General features: G+C 67.1%; 17 protein-coding genes. 3 read left to right on the forward strand and 14 right to left on the reverse strand.

Annotated elements, in window-relative coordinates; all coding sequences use genetic code 11:
* Positions 1–7 precede the first annotated feature (7 nt).
* From der to steA, 11 genes are all read right to left on the reverse strand, one after another.
* Complete coding sequence (der, locus tag OHB26_RS36005) at positions 8–1,423, reverse strand: ribosome biogenesis GTPase Der (protein WP_330181719.1); 1,416 nt, start codon at positions 1,421–1,423, stop codon at positions 8–10.
* On the reverse strand, positions 1,420–2,088 hold the full coding sequence (gene cmk / locus OHB26_RS36010; RefSeq protein ID WP_330185881.1) for a (d)CMP kinase: 669 nt from the start codon (positions 2,086–2,088) through the stop codon (positions 1,420–1,422). Before cmk ends, der begins: the two co-directional genes overlap by 4 nt.
* A 65-nt stretch (positions 2,089–2,153) precedes the next feature.
* Positions 2,154–2,999 carry a pseudouridine synthase gene (locus OHB26_RS36015; protein WP_442942789.1) on the reverse strand — a complete coding sequence of 282 codons (846 nt, stop codon included), beginning with the start codon at positions 2,997–2,999 and terminating at the stop codon, positions 2,154–2,156.
* 788 nt (positions 3,000–3,787) lie between these two features.
* On the reverse strand, positions 3,788–4,468 hold the full coding sequence (scpB, locus tag OHB26_RS36020) for an SMC-Scp complex subunit ScpB (RefSeq protein ID WP_330185882.1): 681 nt from the start codon (positions 4,466–4,468) through the stop codon (positions 3,788–3,790).
* 173 nt (positions 4,469–4,641) lie between these two features.
* Positions 4,642–5,547, reverse strand: a complete 906-nt coding sequence (locus OHB26_RS36025; protein WP_442943061.1) for a segregation and condensation protein A — start codon at positions 5,545–5,547, stop codon at positions 4,642–4,644.
* A gap of 29 nt (positions 5,548–5,576) precedes the next feature.
* The gene (locus OHB26_RS36030) at positions 5,577–6,470 is read right to left on the reverse strand and encodes a ParA family protein (protein ID WP_330185884.1); all 894 of its coding nucleotides are present in this window, start codon (positions 6,468–6,470) and stop codon (positions 5,577–5,579) included.
* 193 nt (positions 6,471–6,663) lie between these two features.
* Positions 6,664–7,584, reverse strand: coding sequence for a site-specific tyrosine recombinase XerD (xerD, locus tag OHB26_RS36035; protein WP_442942790.1), 921 nt, complete (start codon positions 7,582–7,584; stop codon positions 6,664–6,666).
* Between the two features lie 226 nt (positions 7,585–7,810).
* Complete coding sequence (locus tag OHB26_RS36040; protein WP_330181720.1) at positions 7,811–8,452, reverse strand: NUDIX hydrolase; 642 nt, start codon at positions 8,450–8,452, stop codon at positions 7,811–7,813.
* A gap of 108 nt (positions 8,453–8,560) precedes the next feature.
* Positions 8,561–10,279, reverse strand: a complete 1,719-nt coding sequence (locus OHB26_RS36045; RefSeq protein WP_330181721.1) for a CTP synthase — start codon at positions 10,277–10,279, stop codon at positions 8,561–8,563.
* A 120-nt stretch (positions 10,280–10,399) separates the two neighbouring features.
* On the reverse strand, positions 10,400–11,320 hold the full coding sequence (locus OHB26_RS36050; protein WP_330181722.1) for a copper transporter: 921 nt from the start codon (positions 11,318–11,320) through the stop codon (positions 10,400–10,402).
* Positions 11,321–11,327: 7 nt separating this feature from the next.
* Positions 11,328–12,542: a putative cytokinetic ring protein SteA gene (gene steA / locus OHB26_RS36055; protein WP_330181723.1), complete on the reverse strand. Its 1,215-nt coding sequence runs from the start codon at positions 12,540–12,542 to the stop codon at positions 11,328–11,330.
* Between the two features lie 187 nt (positions 12,543–12,729).
* On the opposite strand from steA, the gene OHB26_RS36060 reads away from it, so the two are divergent.
* From OHB26_RS36060 to OHB26_RS36070, 3 genes are all read left to right on the forward strand, one after another.
* Positions 12,730–13,149, forward strand: coding sequence for an SRPBCC family protein (locus OHB26_RS36060; protein WP_330181724.1), 420 nt, complete (start codon positions 12,730–12,732; stop codon positions 13,147–13,149).
* A gap of 195 nt (positions 13,150–13,344) precedes the next feature.
* Complete coding sequence (locus OHB26_RS36065) at positions 13,345–15,057, forward strand: serine/threonine-protein kinase (protein WP_330181725.1); 1,713 nt, start codon at positions 13,345–13,347, stop codon at positions 15,055–15,057.
* A gap of 16 nt (positions 15,058–15,073) precedes the next feature.
* A complete protein-coding gene (locus OHB26_RS36070) occupies positions 15,074–16,303 on the forward strand; it encodes a DUF7373 family lipoprotein (protein WP_330181726.1) in 1,230 nt (409 codons plus the stop codon).
* Positions 16,304–16,472: 169 nt separating this feature from the next.
* Here OHB26_RS36070 and recN read toward each other — a convergent pair whose 3' ends face one another.
* The 3 genes from recN to OHB26_RS36085 are packed head-to-tail and all read right to left on the reverse strand — an operon-like array spanning position 16,473 to position 20,168.
* Positions 16,473–18,245, reverse strand: a complete 1,773-nt coding sequence (gene recN, locus OHB26_RS36075; protein WP_330181727.1) for a DNA repair protein RecN — start codon at positions 18,243–18,245, stop codon at positions 16,473–16,475.
* Complete coding sequence (locus tag OHB26_RS36080; protein ID WP_442943062.1) at positions 18,223–19,296, reverse strand: NAD kinase; 1,074 nt, start codon at positions 19,294–19,296, stop codon at positions 18,223–18,225. The genes recN and OHB26_RS36080 overlap by 23 nt, the downstream gene beginning before the upstream one ends.
* A complete protein-coding gene (locus tag OHB26_RS36085) occupies positions 19,260–20,168 on the reverse strand; it encodes a TlyA family RNA methyltransferase (RefSeq protein ID WP_330181729.1) in 909 nt (302 codons plus the stop codon). Before OHB26_RS36085 ends, OHB26_RS36080 begins: the two co-directional genes overlap by 37 nt.

The following is a 20,168-nucleotide window of genomic DNA, read 5'->3' on the forward strand; positions in this document are numbered from 1 at the left end:
GGGACACCTACTTCTTGCGCTCGCGCTTCTCGCGCACGCGGACATTCACCTGTACCGGCGAACCGTCGAAGCCGAACTCCTCACGCAGCTTGCGCTCGATGAACCGGCGGTAGCCGGCCTCGAGGAAGCCCGTGGTGAAGAGCACGAACGTCGGCGGCCGGGTGGACGCCTGGGTGGCGAACATGACGCGGGGCAGTCGGCCACCACGCATGGGCGGCGGCGTCGCGGCCACGACCTCTTTGAGCCAATTGTTCAGGCGGCCGGTGGAGATGCGCTTATCCCAGGATTCGAGGGCGGTCTCCATGGCCGGAACCAGCTTCTGCACCGCACGACCGGTATGCGCGGAGATATTCACCCGCTGCGCCCAGCGCACCTGCACCATTTCGCGATCGATCTCACGCTCGAGCTGTTCGCGGCGATCCTCGTCGACCAGATCCCACTTGTTGTAGGCGATCACCAGCGCGCGACCGGTCTCGGCCACCATGGAGATGACCCGCAGATCCTGTTCGGTGATCGGCTGCGAGGCGTCGATGAGCATGACCGCCACCTCGGCGGCCTCGACCGCCGACTTGGTGCGCAGCGAGGCGTAGAACTCGGTGCCGCTGGCATTGGCCACCTTGCGGCGCAGACCGGCGGTGTCGACGAAACGCCAAGGCTTACCGCCCAATTCGACCAACGAGTCGACCGGATCCACGGTGGTGCCCGCGACATCGTGCACCACCGAGCGCTCCACACCCGAAAGCTTGTTGATCAGACTGGATTTGCCGACATTCGGCTTGCCGACCAGCGCCACGCGACGCGGGCCGCCGAGCAGATTGCCACCCTCACGCGGGGTTTCGGGCAGTACGGCCAGAATATCGTCCAGCAGATCACCGGTACCACGACCGTGCGCGGCCGAAACCAGTTTGGGCTCACCCAGACCCAGCGACCACAGCGCCGCCGCATCGGATTCCAGCTTCTGATTGTCGACCTTGTTGGCGACCAGGATCACCGGGGTCTTGGAGCGGCGCAACACCTTCGCCACCGCTTCATCGGTGGCGGTCGCACCGACCACCGCGTCCACCACCACCACGATGGCGTCCGCGGTCTGCATGGCGATCTCGGCCTGCCGGGCCACGGACTGCTGCAGACCCTTGGCGTCGGGTTCCCAACCGCCGGTGTCCTGCACCAGGAATTTACGTCCGGCCCAGGTGGCCTCGTACGAGATGCGGTCGCGGGTCACGCCCGGCACATCCTCGACCACCGCTTCGCGGCGGCCCAGAATACGGTTCACCAGCGTCGACTTACCCACGTTCGGCCGGCCGACAATGGCCAGCGTCGGCATGGGCACATGCTCGGCGTCCTGCTCGCCCTCGAATTCGGCCAGATCCCAGTCGGTTTCGTCCGACCAGATGCCGTCACCGGCGAAGGTGTCCTGCGTCACTGCGCGCCTCCTGCCGAAATCTGCTGCCGCACAACGCGAAACAGCTCGTCGATAACCTCGTCCTTGTTCAGCTCGCTGGTGTCGACCAGCACCGCGTCCTCGGCGGGACGCAGCGGCGACACCTTGCGGGTGGAGTCGAGATTGTCGCGGCGCTGCACATCGGCCAGCACCGCCTGATAATCATCGCCGCGACCCTCGGCGATGTTCTGCGCATTGCGCCGCTGCGCCCGCGCCTCTGCGGACGCGGTCAGATAGACCTTCACATCGGCCGCGGGCAACACCACGGTGCCGATATCGCGGCCCTCCACCACAATTCGGCCCGCGGCGGTCACCATATCGCGCTGCAGGGCGACGAGCTGCTCACGCACCTCGGGCACCGCGGACACGGCGGAGACGGCCTTGGTCACCGCATTGCCGCGGATCTCGCTCGACACATCCTCACCGTCGAGCAGAATCACCTCGCGGCTCGGATCGGTGCCGATGGTCAGCGGCAACTCCTTGACCGCCGCCACGATCGCGTCGGCGTCATCGAGATCGACACCGCTGCGCAGTACGCGCAGCGTCGCCACCCGATACATGGCGCCGGTATCGAGATAGCTCGCCTCCAGCCGCGTCGCCAGCTTGCGCGACACGCTCGACTTGCCGGTGCCGGACGGGCCGTCCATGGCGACCACCAGCGGGGAGATACCCGTCAGCCCGCCGAGCCGATCCTTCACAGATCCCACACCGTTCACAACGACACCGCCTCGTAGAGCTTCCCGATTTCGTCACGACCAAGAACACGCAGCGCACCGGGGCGCTGATCACCCAGGGCCACCGGACCCACATGGGTGCGCACCAGCGCGGTCACCGGATGGCCGACCTCGGCCAGCAGGCGACGCACAATGTGCTTACGCCCCTCGTGCAGCACGATCTTCACCAGCGACTTGCCCTGGCCGACCTCGAGCACCTGGAACTTGTCGGCCTTGGCCGGACCGTCCTCCAACTCGACGCCCTCGCGCAGCAGCTTGGACACGTGGCGCTGATTGACCTCGCCGTTGACCGTCGCCAGATAAGTCTTGGAGACCTCGTAGGACGGGTGCATCAGGCGGTGCGCCAGATCGCCGTCATTGGTGAGCAGCAGCAGACCCTCGGTATCGGCGTCCAGGCGGCCGACGTGGAACAGGCGCTGCCCGGCGGCGATGCGCTCGGCGACGATATCGCCGACACACGGGCGGCCCATCTCATCGGACATGGTGGACTGCCAGCCCTTGGGCTTGTTCAGCGCCAGGTACACCTGCTCGTCCCGAACCACGACACGCACACCATCGACACGAACGACCGCGTTCTCCGGATCGATGCGCAGACCCTGCTCGCGCACGATGCGACCGTCGACCTCGATACGACCGGCCTCGATCATGTCCTCGGCCACGCGCCGCGAGGCGACACCGGCCTTGGCCAGCACCTTCTGCAGGCGCTCACCCTCGCCCCACGGAAGCTTCTTCGGGGTCTCGCGCGACTCCTCGTCGACATGCTGATGCCGGGCGGGCTTGGCATTGCTGAGCATCACCGGCAGCGCGGGCGACGGGCGATGCACCTTGGCCTTCTTGGGGGTCGGCGAGGTGCTCGGCGCGAGCGGCCGCCCGCCACCGATACGACCGCGCGAGGCATTGCGATCCTGTCCGAATCCGGTGCGATCGGCACCGAATCCGGTGCGGCCCTGCGTACCTCGCGAATCACCAGCGCGCGGGGCACCGCCACGCGGGGCCGAACCACCGCGAGCCGACGGGGCCGCGCCACGCGAATCACCGCGTGCGCCTTGGTATCCGCCGCGCGAACCCTCGTAGGAGCCGCCGCGAGATCCACCGCGCGAGTCGAACGAACTCGATCCGCCGCGCGAATCACCGCGCGAGCCTTGATATCCCGAGCCAGCACGCGAATCCGGACGCGAACCCTGGTAACCGGAGCCACCACGCGAATCACCGCGCGAACCCTGGTACCCCGAACCACCACGCGAATCCGGACGCGAACCCTGGTAACCGGAGCCACCACGCGAATCACCGCGCGAACCCTGGTACCCCGAACCACCACGCGAGCCCTCATAACCGGAGCCGCCGCGCGAATCGCGCGAACCCTGGTATCCGCCGCGCGAACCTTCATTCGATCCCCGGGACGAGCCGCTCCCCCACGACTGCGAGTCTCCGCGAGATCCACCGCGGGCGGCCGAGCCGCCCCGCGAACCACTGTTTCCATATGAATCGCCGCCCCGTGCGGACCTGTCGGTCCCTCGGGCGGACTGCGAACCGCGGCTGGGCGGTTCGAATCCACGTTTCCTACGTTCCGGTGTGCCATCTCGGCGAGCGGGAGTATTCACGTTGTCCTATTTCAATCCTCGGTGCCGAGGTCGATATCCGCCTCGGCTGGTTTTTTCAGCCTGGTGTACCGGGGGTCGGTGTCCAGGCTCTCATTGATCTCGTCGATCAGGTCGACGCCCGGGAGCAGCGGTGCCAGCGGCGGAAGATCCGCCAGGGACGCCAGCCCGATCCGTTCCAGGAACAGTTCGGTCGTGACGTACAGGGTGCCGTTGGTCTCCGGGTCCGTTCCGGCCTCCGTGAGCAGCCCCCGCGCCAGCAGGGTTCTGATCACGCCGTCGATATTCACGCCGCGCACCGCACTCACACGGGCCCGGGTAACCGGTTGACGATAGGCGATAACCGCCAGGGTTTCCAAGGCAGCGCGAGTGAGCTTCGAACGTGCGCCGTCCAACAGCATACGTTCCACGTAGGGCGCGAACTCCGTCCGCGTGTAGTAACGCCACCCGTCGCCGACGAATCTGAGATCCATGCCACTGTGGCGCTCGGTCAATTCGCGCGACATCAGGCGCAGGGTGGTCTCTACCCGGCGCGCCGAGTCGTTCAGAGCCGAGGCCAGCAATTCCACCGGTGCGGGGGCGTCGACGACCAGCAGCATCGCCTCCAGCGCACTGCGGAACTCGGCCTCATCGAGGGTGTCCGAGTCCGATTCGCCGACCTCGTCACCGAGTTCGAGGCGGGTCTGCTCGGGCACCGCCGGCGACTCCGTTTCGACGGGGCTCGATCCGGCGGCGCTCTGCCGGGCGGCCGCGATGATCGCCTCGGCGACCGATGTCACTCGGCCCGTATCGTGGGCAATATCACCCAGGACATCGCTCACGGCACCGGTGTTCTCGGTCGCGTCGCCCACGTTCGGCACTGACTCGGTCAACCCCAGTCCTCCTCTACGGTGATCGGTTCGGGTCGGTCGCCCGGCTCGCCCACGTAGCTCACCGAGAGCGGGCCGAGCGGATCGGACTGATCGAACTCGATCGTCTTACCGCGGTACAGCTCCAGCAGGGCCAGGAAGCGGGCCACGATCTGCACCGCGACCTCACAGTCGTGGCAGATCTCCGCGAAGGTGGTCCAGCCGCCGATACCGCGACTCTTCAGCATTTCCAATACCAGGGCGGCCTGTTCGGCGACCGAGATGGAGTGGTTGTGCAGGTGGTCCAGGCCCACCGTAGGAGTCGGGCGGGGGCGGAACGCGGCCGCGGCGACCTCCGCGAAGCCCGCGGCATCCACTCCCAGCGTAACGTCCGGCAACAGCTCCAGGTAGCGCTCTTCCAGGGAGACCGCGCGCGGATAGCGTTGCAGCGCAGCCGCCTCGAGCTCGCCGAGCAACTCCGCGACCTGTTTGAAGGCGCGGTACTGCAGCAGGCGGGCGAAGAGCAGGTCGCGGGCGGAGAGCAGTTCGAGGTCTTCCTCATCGCTGACCTCGCCCGAGGGCAGCAGACGCGCGGCCTTGAGATCGAGCAGGGTCGCCGCGACGACCAGGAATTCGGTGGTCTGATCGAGGATCTTGTCCGCGCGCAGGCCGGTCTCCTCGGACATGCTGGCGGTCAAAGCCTTGGTGTAGGCGATGAATTCGTCGGTGACCTTGTGCAGCGCGACCTCGGTGACATCGAGCCGCCGGGAGCTGATGAGCTGCAACAGCAGATCGAACGGCCCCTGGAAGTTACTCAGCCGCAGATGGAATCCGACCTTTTTGTCCGAATTGTCGGATTCAGCAGGCAGTTCCGCCGCGGGTTGCGCCACCGCGGGTTCTTCGGCCGCCACAATATCCGCGACCACATCGGAGGTCGCGGGTTCGAGCGCATCGTTCAACGGCCCGACCGGAAGATGACTTCCCGCGCCATGGCCCGATACGCTTCCGCGCCACCGGATTTGGGCGCCCAGGTGGTGATCGGCTCACCGGCCACCGAGGCGTCCGGGAAGCGCACGGTACGCGAGATCACCGTGTCGTAGACCAGATCACCGAAGACCTCGACCACACGCGTCATCACCTGCCGGGAATGCAGGAGCCGGGCATCGAACATGGTGACCACGATGCCGTACAGGCTCAACTCGGGATTCAACCGGTCCCGCACCTTCTCCACGGTGTCATTGAGCAGCGCCAGCCCACGTAGTGAGAAGTATTCGCACTCCATCGGAATGATCACGCCATCCGCGCAGGCCAGCGCGTTCACGGTGAGCAGACCCAGCGACGGCTGGCAGTCGATCAGGATGTAGTCGTAGCGATCGCGCAGCGGGCGGAGCGCCCGCCCGAGGGTGTGCTCACGGCCGACCTCGTTGACGAGTTGGATCTCCGCCGCGGACAGATCGATATTGCTGGGCAGCAGATCCATCTGCTCGACCTTGGTATTGATCAGCACCTGATCCACCGTGACCTTGCCCGGCCCGACCAGCAGATTGTGCACGGTCATATCCAGATCGTGGTGTGCCACACCCAATCCGGCCGAGAGCGCGCCCTGCGGATCCAGATCCACCAGCAGCACCCGGCGACCGTATTCGGCCAGTGCCGCACCGAGATTGATGGTCGAGGTGGTCTTGCCGACGCCGCCCTTCTGATTACACATGGCCACAATGAGCGCGTCCCCGGTGTGGTCCGGGGCCGGGGGCTCCGCGATCTCACGCAAAGGGCGCCCGGTCGGACCGACCGCACTGCTGGCGGCCAGTTCCGGCGCCTCCCACAGGGTTTGCGCGGCGGTTTCGATCCGCTGGCCCGCACCACCGGCTTTCGTCACGTCCGCTGCTCCTTCGACGTTCCTGCCCTTGCCCCGCCCGCTCCGGTATGCCGGTGGACGGCGTGCCCGACCGCGTGTGCGGTCCGGTACCTAACAGACGCTACCGCCTGCCGGCACCAGACCTACGTTCGGACACGCACCCTGAACCTGCACTTCAGCCCGGCTAGCGGGCACGTGGATGGGCGGTTGCCCACACCTCGTGCAGCGTGCCGACGGTCACCAGAGTGTAAATCTGCGTGGTCGTTACCGAGGCATGACCGAGTAACTCCTGTACCACGCGCACGTCCGCGCCACCGTCCAGCAGATGCGTGGCGAACGAATGTCGCAGCGTATGGGGTGAAACGTGCGCGGCGATCCCGGCGCGCCCCGCGGCGGAATGCAGGACCTGCCAAGCGGTCTGACGGGAGAGCCGGCCGCCGCGATGATTCAGGAACAGCGCGGGATTGCCCCTGCCGAGCACGGACAGCGCCGGACGGCCGCGCACCAGATAGTTGTCCACCGCGGCGAGCGCGGGCCGCCCGATGGGGACCATGCGCTGCTTTCCGCCCTTGCCGCGCAACAGCACCGCGCGTTCGGCGGTGTCGATATCGTCGACATCGAGGCCGACCACCTCGGAGATGCGCGCGCCCGTGGAGTACAGCAACTCCAGCAGCGCGCGATCGCGCAGACCACGCGGGGCATCGGCGATATCACCGCCCGCCGCGTCCAGCAGCCGCGAAATCTGGTCGTACGGGAGCGCTTTGGGTAGTCGCCGCGCCGGTGTGGGCGGTTTCACCGGATGCGCGACATCCGCATCGGTCACCCCCTCGGCCGCGGAGAACTTGTGCAGGCCGCGCACCGCGACCAGGGCGCGCGAGGCCGAGCTCGCCGCCAGCGCCGGATGATCACCGTCCCCCGCGCGCAGCGACACCATGAAATCGGCGATGTCCTGTTCGGAAACCCGCGCGAGCGTATCGATCCCGCGCCCCTCCAAAAATCCCCTGTACCGCACCAGATCCCGCCGATACGCCGCGAGCGTATTGCGCGCGGCGCCCCGCTCGACCGTCAAATGGTCGAGGTAGACGTCGATCTGGCGGCTCAGCACACCGCACATCATGGCAGTCGACACCGACAGTCGACCGCACCACGACAAATCCGGCGCGGCCCGATGCGCACTGTCATCCCGACACAGCACCCTCGTCAATCCGGGCACCGGACACCCTCGTCAATCCCGGCGCGTTTTGGCCGGAATCCACCGGCCGCTGTGGATCCCGGCCAAAGCATGCCGGGATGACGGGGTGGGTGTGCACGCCGAGTTGTCAGCCGTGCGACTAGTCCTGTGCCGCTTTGCGTTCCAGAAACGCGGTGGGCATGCCCGGCCACAGGGCATCGGCGGGGCGGAGTTCGGCTCCGCTGGCCCGGGCGGTCATCAGCGCCGTCACACCTGCGACGGCTGTCGCATTGGTGATCTCACCGGCGAGGGCGGCGCGGACCGCCTCGGCGAGCGGCACGCGGACCAGTTCGATATCCGCTTCTTCCAATTCGGGTTCGGGACGGTCGGTTTCGTAGAGGTCGGTGGCCAGGTAGATGCGCAGCGCCTCATCGGTGAAACCCGGCGAGAGGGCGATATCGACCAGCACCGACCATTCGCGCGCCGCCAGTCCGGTCTCCTCGGCCAGCTCACGCTTGGCAGCCTCGAGGGGATCCTCCCCCAGCTTGTCCAGCAAACCCGCCGGAAGCTCCAGCAACCGCCGTCCGATCGGATGCCGGTACTGGTTGATCAGCACGACATCGTCGTTCTCGTCCAGCGCCGCGACGGCGACCGCCGCATGATGCTCGATCACCTCGCGTTCGGCGACGCGCCCGCCGGGCATGGCGACCTGATCCAGGCGCAGCGCCAGAATCGCTCCCGAGTACGCGGTGTGACTGGAGACAGTGTCGAATTCGTGTGTTCCGGGCGCGGATTCAGCCATTGGGCAACCTTATCTGTCGAACGGGCTCGGAAACGCCGATGGCCCGGCGGAGCTGGTCCCCTCGGGCGGGAACGGGCTCTGCCGGGCCGTCGTACAGCGTGACAAACGTCAGCTGGTCACTTTCTCGCTTTCGGCGGCCTCCGGCATATCCACCGGAAGCTGCTCGGCGAGTTTGTACTCCAGCGCCGCCGCGATGAGCGCCGCGAACAGCGGATGCGGACGCGTCGGCCGGGACTTGAGCTCCGGATGCGCCTGAGTGGCGACGAAGAACGGATGCTTGTCCTTGGGCAGCTCGACGAACTCCACCAGCTTGCCGTCCGGCGAGGTGCCACTGAACTTCAGGCCACTCTTGGCGATCTTGTCGCGGAAGGAGTTGTTCACCTCGTACCGGTGCCGATGCCGCTCGGAGACCTCGGTCGCGCCATACGCCTGCGCCACCACCGAACCCGGCTCCAGGATCGCGGGGTACGCGCCCAGTCGCATGGTGCCGCCGAGATCGGCCTCACCGGCCACGGCCTGCTGCTGATCGGCCATGGTCGAGATGACCGGGTACTTGGCGTCGGGCTCGAACTCGGTCGAATTCGCATCGGTCAGACCGACCGAACGCGCCGCCTCGATCACCATGCACTGCATGCCCAGACATAGGCCCAGGGTCGGAATCCCATGGGTGCGCGCGTAATTGATCGCACCCACCTTGCCCTCGATACCGCGGATGCCGAAGCCGCCGGGCACCAGCACCGCGTCCACATCGTGCAGATGCTGCTGCGCGCCCGCGGGCGTCTCGCACTCATCCGACTGCACCCAGCGGATATTCACCTTGGCCCGCGAGGCGAAACCGCCCGCGCGCAGCGCCTCGGTGACCGAGAGATACGCGTCCGGCAGATCGACATACTTGCCGACCAGCGCCACGGTGACCTGCTCGCGCGGGTTGTGCACCCGATCCAGCAGGCCGCCCCAAACGGTCCAGTCCACATCGCGGAAGGGCAGTCCCAGGCGGCGCACCACGTACGCGTCCAGGCCCTCGCGGTGCAGCACCTTGGGGATGTCGTAGATCGACGGCGCGTCCGGGGTGGAGATGCAGGCGTCCACATCCACATCGCACATGAGCGCGATCTTGTTCTTGAGCGGCTCCGGCACATCGCGATCGCAGCGCAGGATCAGCGCATCGGGCTGGATACCGATATTGCGCAGCGCCGCCACCGAATGCTGGGTCGGCTTGGTCTTGAGCTCACCCGACGGGCCCAGGTAGGGCACCAGCGTGACGTGCAGGAAGAAGCAGTTCTCGCGACCCACCTCGTGGCGGATCTGACGAGCCGCCTCGAGGAACGGCTGCGATTCGATATCGCCGACGGTGCCGCCGATTTCGGTGATCACCACATCGGGCACCTGACCGTGCAGGTCCGGACCGGACATGGCGACGATCCGAGCCTTGATGGCATCGGTGATATGCGGAATGACCTGCACCGTATCGCCGAGGTACTCGCCGCGTCGTTCCTTGGCGATGACCGACGAATAGATCTGGCCGGTAGTGACATTCGCGATCCCCGAGAGATCGCGATCGAGGAAGCGTTCGTAGTGACCCACGTCGAGGTCCGTCTCAGCGCCGTCCTCGGTCACGAACACCTCACCGTGCTGGAAAGGGTTCATGGTGCCGGGATCGACGTTCAGGTACGGATCCAACTTCTGCATCGTCACGCGCAAACCGCGTGAGGTGAGCAGCTGACCGAGGCTGGAGGCGGTCAGACCCTTACCGAGTGAAGAGGCAACGCCACCGCTGACGAAGATGTGTTTCGTGGCCGCGCGCGCCGGAATCCGTGATTGACCCACGGGACTTCACGGTAACACGGATTCGGTATGCCGATCGAATGCCACGCGCGGCGCTCCCATGCTTATCCGCCCATCCGCCGAGCGATAGCGCCGATATTGCCGGTGTCGACGGTGAATCGGTCAGCGCGGCATGGCGGCGACTGTGAGCGAGGTCGCCTTGTCGCCGGTGCCGTATCGCCCGGTCCCACCGTTCAGCTGCTCGGTGAGACCGAGAACGGTGGTGATGCGGCCGATCTCGTGATCCACATTGTCGACCGTGGTGATGGTCGCGAGCGCGGCCTCCGAGCGTGCCACGGCTATCGGTCCGGGGCCCTCGGCGGCACCGTGGCGGCCCGCGAGCACCACCCCGGCACCGTGTGACCGCAACCCTCCGGCGAACCTGGCGATGATGGTCCCGCGATTGTTCTCATCCGCCCGCGCACCCGGACCGGTGACCACCACCGCCAGTTGCGCGGGCTTGACATCGGCGAAGGTGAGGAAGCCACCGCCACGCAGGGTCTCCAGCGCCAGACCGCGTTCGGCCTCGGTGCCGCGCGGCTGATTGCCGACCGGATCGGTGAGCAGCACCTGGCCCAGCAGATCACCGCCCAGGCTGCCCTGGTCGGCGGCGTCGATCTTCAACTGCGCGCCCGCGGGCACCACATTGGTGAGCGCGGTGCGCAGGCGATCGCCCTCGGAGGAGTCGGTGAAGGCTCCGGTGAGCGCGACCCGGCCGGTGACGGTCGCACCGGCGGCGGTCAGCGCGGTGGTGACGGCATCCACATCCGCGCCGTCGGCATCGGGGGTGGTGAAGACCAGCACGGTCTTGTCGCCGAGACTGCCCGCGAGCACCTTGGCGGCGGCGCCGGTCAGGAAATCGTCGGCCGCCTTCAATTGCTCTGTGAGCCTGGCATTCTCGGCGGTCAGCGCGTCGACCTGCTGACGATCCGCGGAGCCGGGGAAGAAACCCGCGCTGTGCGTGCGGGTGCCGAGCACCACGCCGACCGCCAGGGCCAGGAAGACGGCCGCGATCGAAACCGCGTGGTGGCGAAAGGAAATCATGGGTCCCCTACTTGAGATGCCGGTCGAGCTGGACCTGTAACCAGTGCGAACCGCGATGCCAGGTGTCGGTGAGCCAGGTGGTGACCTCGGCACCGGAGTGCGTGGCCAGCATCGCGACGATCAACGCGACCAGCGCGGCCAGCACCACCAGGGCGATGGCCCAGCCCGAACCGCGGTGCCGGTACAGCGCCGCAACGGCTTTCGCGTCCATCAGCTTGGTGCCGATCTTCAATCTGGTCAGGAAGGTCGCCGGATTGGAGTCGCGGCGGCCGCGGTCGAAGAAGTCGTCGAGCGAGACCGCGGCACCGGCGGTGACGATCAGGCTCGCGCCGTGATGATCGGCCAGCAGCAGCGCCAGATCGGCGGGCGCGCCCGAGGACGGGAAGGTGGTCGCGCCGATCCCCAGATCCTGGATGCGCTCCAAACCCTTGGCATGGCCGTCGGTATCGGCGGGCAGGATCACCTCGGCCCCGCATTTGAGTGTGGTGGCGGTGATCTCCTCCGGATCGCCGACGATCAGATCGGGGCGATATCCATTGCGGGTCAAGGTATCCGCGCCGCGACCGACGCCGATGAGCACCGGCGCGTACTCCTTGATGAACGGTTTGATGCGCTTGAGATCCTCGGCGTGATCGGGTCCGTCACCGACCACCACCACATGCCGCTTCTTCATGTCCAGCACGACATCGGGGACGCCGATTCCGTCTATCAGCAGCGAGGATTCGGTGCGAATGAACTCGATGGTGTTGCCCGCGAACGCCTCCAGATGATCGGCCAGGCCGTTGCGGGCCTCGACCATGCGCTCGGCGATCCCGGCCTCGGTGAGCTCGATGCCCTCCACCAGCGCCTCGGGTTCCTTCTTCACCACCTTGTCGGCGAAGACCACACTGCCGTCGATGCGAACCTTGGCGCCGTCCTTGATCTTGGTGAAGACATCGGAGCTGAGCGCGTCCAGGAGCAGAATCCCATTGGCCACCAGCACCTCCGGACCCAGATTCGGGTAGCGGCCGGAGATGGACGGCGAGGCATTGATCACCGCGGCGACACCGGCTTCGACGAGCCGGTCGGCGGTGAGCCGATCCAGGTCCATCTCATCGAGAACCACCACGTCACCGGGTCCGATGCGCTGCAGCAGACGCCTGGTATTGCGGTCGACCCGGGCCATCCCGGCGATTCCGGGCAGCGTTTCGGAGGTGCGCGACAGCAGGGCCAGCATCTTCATAACGATCGATCTTTACCGCAAACTCTCAACCATTGGTGGAGGCGCGCCGACCGGGCGAACATTCGTCACTGTGATGCCAGTGGGGCACAAGGGACTTATCACCCTCGAGACAGTGAGACCAAGACTGTCTTCTTACCCGACGGTAAGGATAAGCTCACGCCAACGGTTCGAGAGGAGACCCACCGTTATGGCCAGCACCACCGTCGATACTGTCCTATCCGCTCCACGCGAGGTCGTCTACCAGCTCTTCAGCGATCGCGATGCGCTCAGCTCCTATCTGCCGGTGCAGATCTCGCTGAAGAAGCCTGGCATCGGCAGCCCGTCCGGCGTCGGCGCGCAGTACCTCATCGGCCTCGCCGGTGTGGGCGTCACCGAGGAGACCACCGAACTGGTCCCCGGCGAGCGCATGGTCTACCGGATCATCAAGGGCGCACCCGTCAAGCGACACGTCGGCACCATCACCTTCGCCGATGCCCCGGGTGGCACCCGCGTGGTCTACACCATGGAGTCCGACCCCAGCCTGCCCGTCCCGGCCAAGGTACTCGAGGCCGGACTCAAGGGCCTGATCAACACCTTCCTGAGCGGCGCCCGCAAGGCCGTCAAGTAGGTCGAAACCGGTGCACGGCCCGCGGATTCGTTCCGCGGGCGGTTTTTTGACGAGCAGGCGCTCGTCCGCGGCGCTATTCGGCTCGCGCCGGTCCGCCAGGCCCTCGCCGAAGCCGAAGTGGCTCAGCCTGATCAGTGCCCCTGCGGCGAATGCCCGATAAGCTACCCCCGGAGATCAAGACAGGGGGCCGCGGCGGTGGACAGGCTGGAGGGAGCTGTCTTCGCCGGATATCGGATCGAACAGCGACTCGGTTCGGGCGGGACGGCGGTGGTGTACCGCGCCCGCCATCCCCGGCTACCCCGCTACGAAGCGCTCAAAATCCTGGTCGAAACCCATTCCGACGACCCGGAATTCCAGGCCAGATTCCTGCGCGAGGCCGAAATCGCCTCACAACTGGACCATCCCAATCTGGTGTCGGTGCACGATCGTGGAATCCACCACGGACAGTTGTGGATTGCCATGCAGTACATCGACGGCACCGATGCCGCCGCACTCATCCGGCACGGCCGCGCGGCGCTACCGCCCGAACGCGCCATCGCCATCATCGCCGAAGCGGCACGCGGACTGGACGAAATCCACCGCTCCGGGCTGGTGCACCGAGATGTGAAGCCGCACAACATCATGGTGACCAAGGGCCGCGACGGCAATGACCGGGTGCTGGTCACCGACTTCGGTATCGCGCGCAGTGCCGACGCCACCGACACCCTCGGCGATGCCGGATCCATGGTCGGCACCCTGGCCTACGCGGCACCGGAACAGCTCGAGATCGCCCCCGTCGACCACCGCGCCGATATCTACGCCCTGGGCTGCACCCTCTATCAAATGCTCACCGGCACAATGCCGTTTCCGCGCACCGATCCGGGTGGGATGGTCCGCGCCCATCTGATGTCGCCACCACCGCAGCCCTCCGCGACCGGGCTCGGACTTCCACTCGCGCTCGACGCAGTCATCGCGCGCGCCATGGCGAAAGACCCGGCCCACCGCTACCCCAGCTGCGGCGCACTGGCCGCGGATGCCGCTGTCGCGCTGCGTAATCCGGCAACCGCGCCCGCACCGCCGATGCCACCCGCGGCCGACATGGCAGGTGGATCGGCCCAACCGACGATCGCATTTCCACCGGGCTCCGAATCTCGACGCGCCCGGTCGAGTAACCCACACGGGCTCGTCGATGCGCGCCAATGGCCTTCGAATACGGCACCGGCCTCCGAACACGCCCTCACCCAGCTCGGTGCCGCCTCAGCGACCGATGTCCGAGCGGCTCGGACCCGGCGGATGCGGCGGGCACTCGGAATAGGTTCCGGCGTAGCCGTTCTCGTACTGGTCGCGGCGATCTCCGCCGTGGCCCTGCGAGACATCGGCGCCCATCCCACTGGACCGAGTAGTACGACCACCACCGGGGCCGCCGCGACCACCCCGCCGACGACGGCGCTCAGTGTGGCCGACTATCCGGCGTGGAAGTCATACGCCTACATTCCCGCGGCCTTCCCCGGCCTGCTGCCCAAACAGCCGAACGCGCTGGGGATCGGCGGGTCCGGCAATTGTTTCCCGGTCGACACCGAAGGGAAAACGCTTACGGTGGACCAGGTCTCGGGCGCGACCGCCGACATCTTCTGTGCCGGTGTCACCCCGCCGGCCGAAAGTCTGCTGTTCATCTGCCTGGCCGATCGCACGCCCATGCCCGTCGCCATCGCACCGGACGCCACCCCGGAGGGCAGTCAGGAGTGGACCCGGGCCTCGGGGTCGGGCCGCATGCTGTGGGGGCACGGTGAGACCAAACCGGGTCGCGTGCGCGGTGTGCTGCAGGTGTTCTTCGACGCTCCGGCCCGCTACTTCTGCTCCCTGACCGTCACCGGCGCCTCCACCGGCGAGGAACTGCTGCAACGCTGGTGGCCGAGCGCACCCCTCTAGAGAGTGATGACAACGGATGAAGACCTTCGGGAGGCGCGCGCTCACCGCGATCGGCGCACTGCTGCTCACCACCTCGTGCGGTATCGCCGGGCACCCGGTCGAGGCCGGTCCGGCACAGCATCTCGACACCGGCAACTATGACACCGCACCGCTGATCGAACCGGTCACGCAGGACGGAAAATACGGCAAGATCATCGAATCGATGCGCATGGGCGAGGCGATCATCGATCCGGTGGTCGCCGATCCGGAGGCGAAATACTCACTCGGAGTGGGCATCGCGGTGCTGCCCACCCCGGACTACGCCGCACTGCGGCTGGGCGCCGCCGTCCGATCGGTGCTCGAACAGGAGCGCATGCTCGCCGGATTCTGGACCGGCGGCAGCGATACGGCGGGATCGACGGCGCAGATCGGCCGCATGCACCGAGTATCGGTGGTGCTCTTACGCTTTCCGGACGATGCCACGGCACAGCGCGCGGCCGCGGGGATCGATACCGCCGACGCCGCCGTCAGCCCGGAGAATGTCGCGGCGCCGATTCCCGGATACGATGCGGCGCACAGTCATCGACGGCCGGACGTGCCGACGCTGGCCTCGACACTCGCGCACGGCTCCTATGTCGTCAGCCTGTTCATCCAGTTGCCGAGCACCGATCTCACCGCGCTCACCGATGTCGCCGCGAAAGCCTTCGCCGCACAGCTCCCCCTGTTGGACACCTTCGCCGCCACACCGGCGGACCAATTCGCGAGCCTGCCGCTGGACCGCGACGGCATGCTGCGCCGGACCCAGCCCAACACACCCGGTCAATGGCCGTATCCGGTGCTGAGCTCGGTACCCGAATTCCTCGGGGCCAGTTGGGATAACCCGATCATCGACTCCGGCGTGATCCTGGGACGGAACGCGATACACCTCAAATACGACCGCACCACCCCCGGTGACCTCACGGCCGACGCCTTCGCCAAGGTCGGCCTCGGCGGCGTGCTGCGCTTCGCCGACGCCACCGCCGCCCGCAAATACATCTCACATACCCCGGACCCGACGAAATACCGGCTCACCGAAGTCCCGGCCGGGGTCCCGGACGCGCGCTGCATCGAAGACCTCGGCACCGGCGCCGATACCCGGGAGGTGAAGTACTCGTGCAAGATCCTGGTGCACCGCTATGTCGGGTTCGTCATCGGCGGCGACCTCCCCGACCTGCTCCGCAAGACCGCCGCCCAGTACCTGTTGCTGATCGCGGCGGATACCAAGTAGTACGCACCGACGAGCCCGCACCGTCACGGTGGGACGAGGGGCTCGCCTGCCGCCCCACGCCGAATCGGGCGACCGGGCACAGGGCTCTCCCCGTCTTCCCGGCGTGCCGGTGGCCGGGATCCACATCCCCTGCGGCCCATCGGTTCTCGGTCGATCGCAGGTTGATGTTTCAGCTCGCGGCGGTGACCTTCTCGGCATCGGCGGTGGTGAGCAGCTCCCAGGCGTGGGCGCGACCGGTTTCGGTGTCGTCGAGACCGGCGAGCATGCGGGCCAATTCGACCACACGCTCATCCCTAGTCAGGGCTCGGACACCGGATTTCACACCCTTGCCGTCGTCGACCTTGTCGACCACCAGGTGAGTGTCGGCGAAGGCCGCGACCTGCGCGAGGTGAGTGACCACGATGACCTGATGGGTACGCGCCAATCTGGCCAGGCGACGGCCGATCTCGACCGCGGCGCGACCACCGACACCGGCATCGACCTCGTCGAAAACCATGGTGGTGCCGTGTTCGGAGCTGGCCAGCACCACCTCCAGGGCCAGCATGATGCGGGAGAGCTCACCACCGGAGGCGCTGCGGCTCAAGGGAAGTGGCTGTGCGCCCGAGTGCGCGGCGAGCCGGAACTCCACCTCGTCCACACCCGTGGATCCGGCGTGCAGCTCCTTGCCGTCGACCAGCAGCGGCGCGGAGTCCTGCACCCCGGCGGGCATGGGGCGCACCTCGACCTCGAGGCGAGCGCGGCCCATGGCCAGACCGCCGAGTTCGACGCTGACGGCACTGGCCAGCTTGCCCGCCGCCTTGGTGCGCGCGGTACTGAGTTTGCGGGCGGCCTCGCGCACCTTCACCGCGGCCGTCTCGACCTCGGCGGCGAGGGCGGCCAGCGCCTCCTCGGAGACATCCAGGGACTCCAGCCGGGTGCGGGACTGATCCGCCCAGGCGATGACGCCATCGATATCCGGCGCGTATTTCCTGGTCAGCGACTTCAATTCGGCCTGACGGGTGAGCATCGAATCCAATGCGCCCGGATCGGACGGCAGATCCGACAGATATGAGCTGAGCTCGGTCGCCATATCCACCACCACCGAAATCGCCTCACCCAACCGGGGAGCCAGGGCGGCGAGCGCCGGATCGTCGGCGGACTCCATGCGCGCGCGAGCCGTGCCGAGCAGATCCAACGCACCCGAACCCTCGCCGGGCGTTTCGGCGGGACCGGCGAGCGCGTCATGCGCGGCCGAGGCGGCCTCGCGCAGTGAATCCAGATCCGAGAGCCGGCGCACCTCGCCGACCAGGCGCTCATCCTCACCGGGTTCCGGTGCGATGGCGTCGATTTCGTTCAGCGACTGGGTGAGATGATCGGCCTCCAGGGCCAATTCGCGGCTGCGCGCGGTGCGTTCGAGCAGCTGATTACGCGCGTCGAGCCAAGCTTTGCGCACCTTCTGATATTTGTTCAGCAGGGCGGCGACACCGTCACCGGCGAACTGGTCCAGGGCGTGCAACTGCTGATCCGGCCGCTGCAACCGCAGCTGATCGTTCTGGCCGTGCACCGTCAGCAGCGGTGTCGTGAAATCCGACAGCACCGAGGCGGGGACGCTGCGCCCACCCAGATGCGCGCGCGAACGACCGTCGCTGCCCACGGTGCGCACCGCGATCACACTGCCGTCGTCATCGCGTTCGGCGCCGGAGGCTTCGAGCACCTCCTTGACCTCGGAGACGGCTCCCTCATGCACCTCGTCCACGGTGAAGCGCCCCTCGACCAAAGCGCGGGACGCGCCGAGCCGAACCCGGCCCGCATCGGCGCGGGCACCGCTGAGCAGGTGCAGGCTCGTCACCACCATCGTCTTGCCCGCACCGGTCTCACCGGTCAATACGGTCAAACCTTCGTGGAATTGCGCGGTGGCGGTGGAAATTACGCCCAGCCCGTCAATCCTGATCTCTGTCAGCACTCGTGCTCTCCGTTCGGCGGTTCTCATTCTCGCCTGCACTCGGGCGCTGCGTGGTTACGCGAGCTACCGCCTCCGCGCCTGACCGCGCAGACGGGCGGCCTCGCCAGCCTGTCACGGGCAATTGGAACTTGCGCACCATCCGGTCTGCGAAGGGTGCGGAATCCAACCGCACCCAGCGCACCGGCTCGGTCCCGCGGACCGCCTCGACCCGGCCGCCCCGCGGCAGTGCGAGGGTGCGTCGACCATCGAGGAAAACTATCGCATCATGGCCCGTCGCAACGGTTTCCACCGCTATCCGGGACTCCGGGCTGGTGACCAGCGGGCGCGCGAACAGGGCATGGGCATTGCTCGGAATCACCAGCAGCGCCTCGAGTTCGGGCCACACCACCGGACCACCGGCGGAGAAGGCATAGGCCGTCGAACCGGTGGGCGTGGCGATCAATACGCCATCGCAGCCGAAGGAGGAGACCGGTCGGCCGTCCACCTCCAGCACCACCTCGAGAACGCCCATGCGCGCGGCGTTCTCGATACTGGCCTCGTTCAACGCCCAGCCCCGCTCGACGATCACATCGTCGACCCGGACGCACACATCGATGGTCATACGCGTCTCGAGGGTGTAATCCCCGCGCACCACCTGCGATAGCGCCTCGTCCAGATGCTCGGCCTCGGCCTCGGTCAGAAAACCTATGCGGCCCAGATTGATTCCCAGCACCGGCACCGACGCGTCACGCGCCAACTCGGCCGCGCGCAGGAAGGTGCCGTCACCGCCGAGGGCCAGTACCATCTCGCAGCCGACGGCGGCATCCGGACCGTGCGCCATCACGCGCACCGGATATCCGTTCGCCGCCCCGCCGTCGTCGAGATCGAAACGCGTGCTGTATGCCTCGTCCTCGAGCACCCGCAGCCCGATACCGGCCTCGTCGAAGATCTTGGCCACCCGATGCGCGGTCTCGGTGATCTCGGACCGCCCGGGATGTGCGACCAGCAGGATTTCCCGTGCGGCGCCCCGCGAATTCACTGTGGTCCCTCCTCCACCGCCCGATCGATCAATGCCGCCACTCGAGCCTGTTCCTCCGCACTGTATGCGGAGGGGACAGAGCTCGCAGCGGACACCGTATCTCCCGGCACCGACAAGCTTTCAGCAATGGTGACAACACCATCCGGTTCCGTCGCCTCTTTACGCAACCAGAGAAAGTACTCGACATTCCCCGACGGGCCGGGCAGCGGACTCGCCACCACACCCCGGGAGCGCAGACCCAACTTGGCCGCGGCGGCCGCGACCTCGCGGACGGTCTCCGCGCGCAGCGCCGGATCACGCACCACGCCGCCGGATCCGAGCCGATCCTTACCGACCTCGAACTGCGGCTTCACCATGGGCAGCAGATCCGCCCCGGGCGCACAGCAGGACGCCAGCGCGGGCAGCACCAGCGCGAGTGAGATGAAGGACAGGTCTGCGACGACCAAATCGACTGTGCCGCCGATGAGTTCCGGGGTGAGAGCACGAACATTGGTGCGGTCGTGCACCTTTACCCGGTCGTCGTTCTGCAACCGCCAAATCAACTGGCCGTAACCGACATCCGCGGCCACGACCTCCTTCGCGCCTTTGGCGAGCAGTACATCGGTGAATCCGCCGGTGGACGCGCCCGCGTCCAGGCAGCGCTTACCGTCCACCGAAACACCCTGTGCCTCGAACGCCTCGAGCGCACCGAGCAACTTGTGCGCACCGCGCGAGGCCCACCGCACCTCATCGGGCTCATCGCGGACCAGCAGTGCGGCCGCGGTCTCGACACCGGTCGCCGGTTTGGTGGCGACACTTCCATTGATCAGGACACGGCCCGCGTTGATCAGCTCGACCGCGTGCTCCCGCGACCGCGCCAACCCGCGGCGAACCAGTTCCGCGTCCACCCGTGCGCGTTTGGCCAC

Origin of the sequence: Nocardia sp. NBC_01503 (genome assembly GCF_036327755.1) — a bacterium.
Taxonomy (GTDB): Bacteria; Actinomycetota; Actinomycetes; order Mycobacteriales; family Mycobacteriaceae; genus Nocardia.

Coding starts and splice junctions, on each gene's coding strand:
- cmk (WP_330185881.1), bottom strand. CDS start 2,088: ATGGACGGCCCGTCCGGCACCGGCAAGTCGAGCGTGTCGCGCAAGCTG.
- OHB26_RS36040 (WP_330181720.1), bottom strand. CDS start 8,452: ATGGCTGAATCCGCGCCCGGAACACACGAATTCGACACTGTCTCCAGT.
- OHB26_RS36050 (WP_330181722.1), bottom strand. CDS start 11,320: ATGATTTCCTTTCGCCACCACGCGGTTTCGATCGCGGCCGTCTTCCTG.
- steA (WP_330181723.1), bottom strand. CDS start 12,542: ATGAAGATGCTGGCCCTGCTGTCGCGCACCTCCGAAACGCTGCCCGGA.
- OHB26_RS36060 (WP_330181724.1), top strand. CDS start 12,730: ATGGCCAGCACCACCGTCGATACTGTCCTATCCGCTCCACGCGAGGTC.
- OHB26_RS36070 (WP_330181726.1), top strand. CDS start 15,074: ATGAAGACCTTCGGGAGGCGCGCGCTCACCGCGATCGGCGCACTGCTG.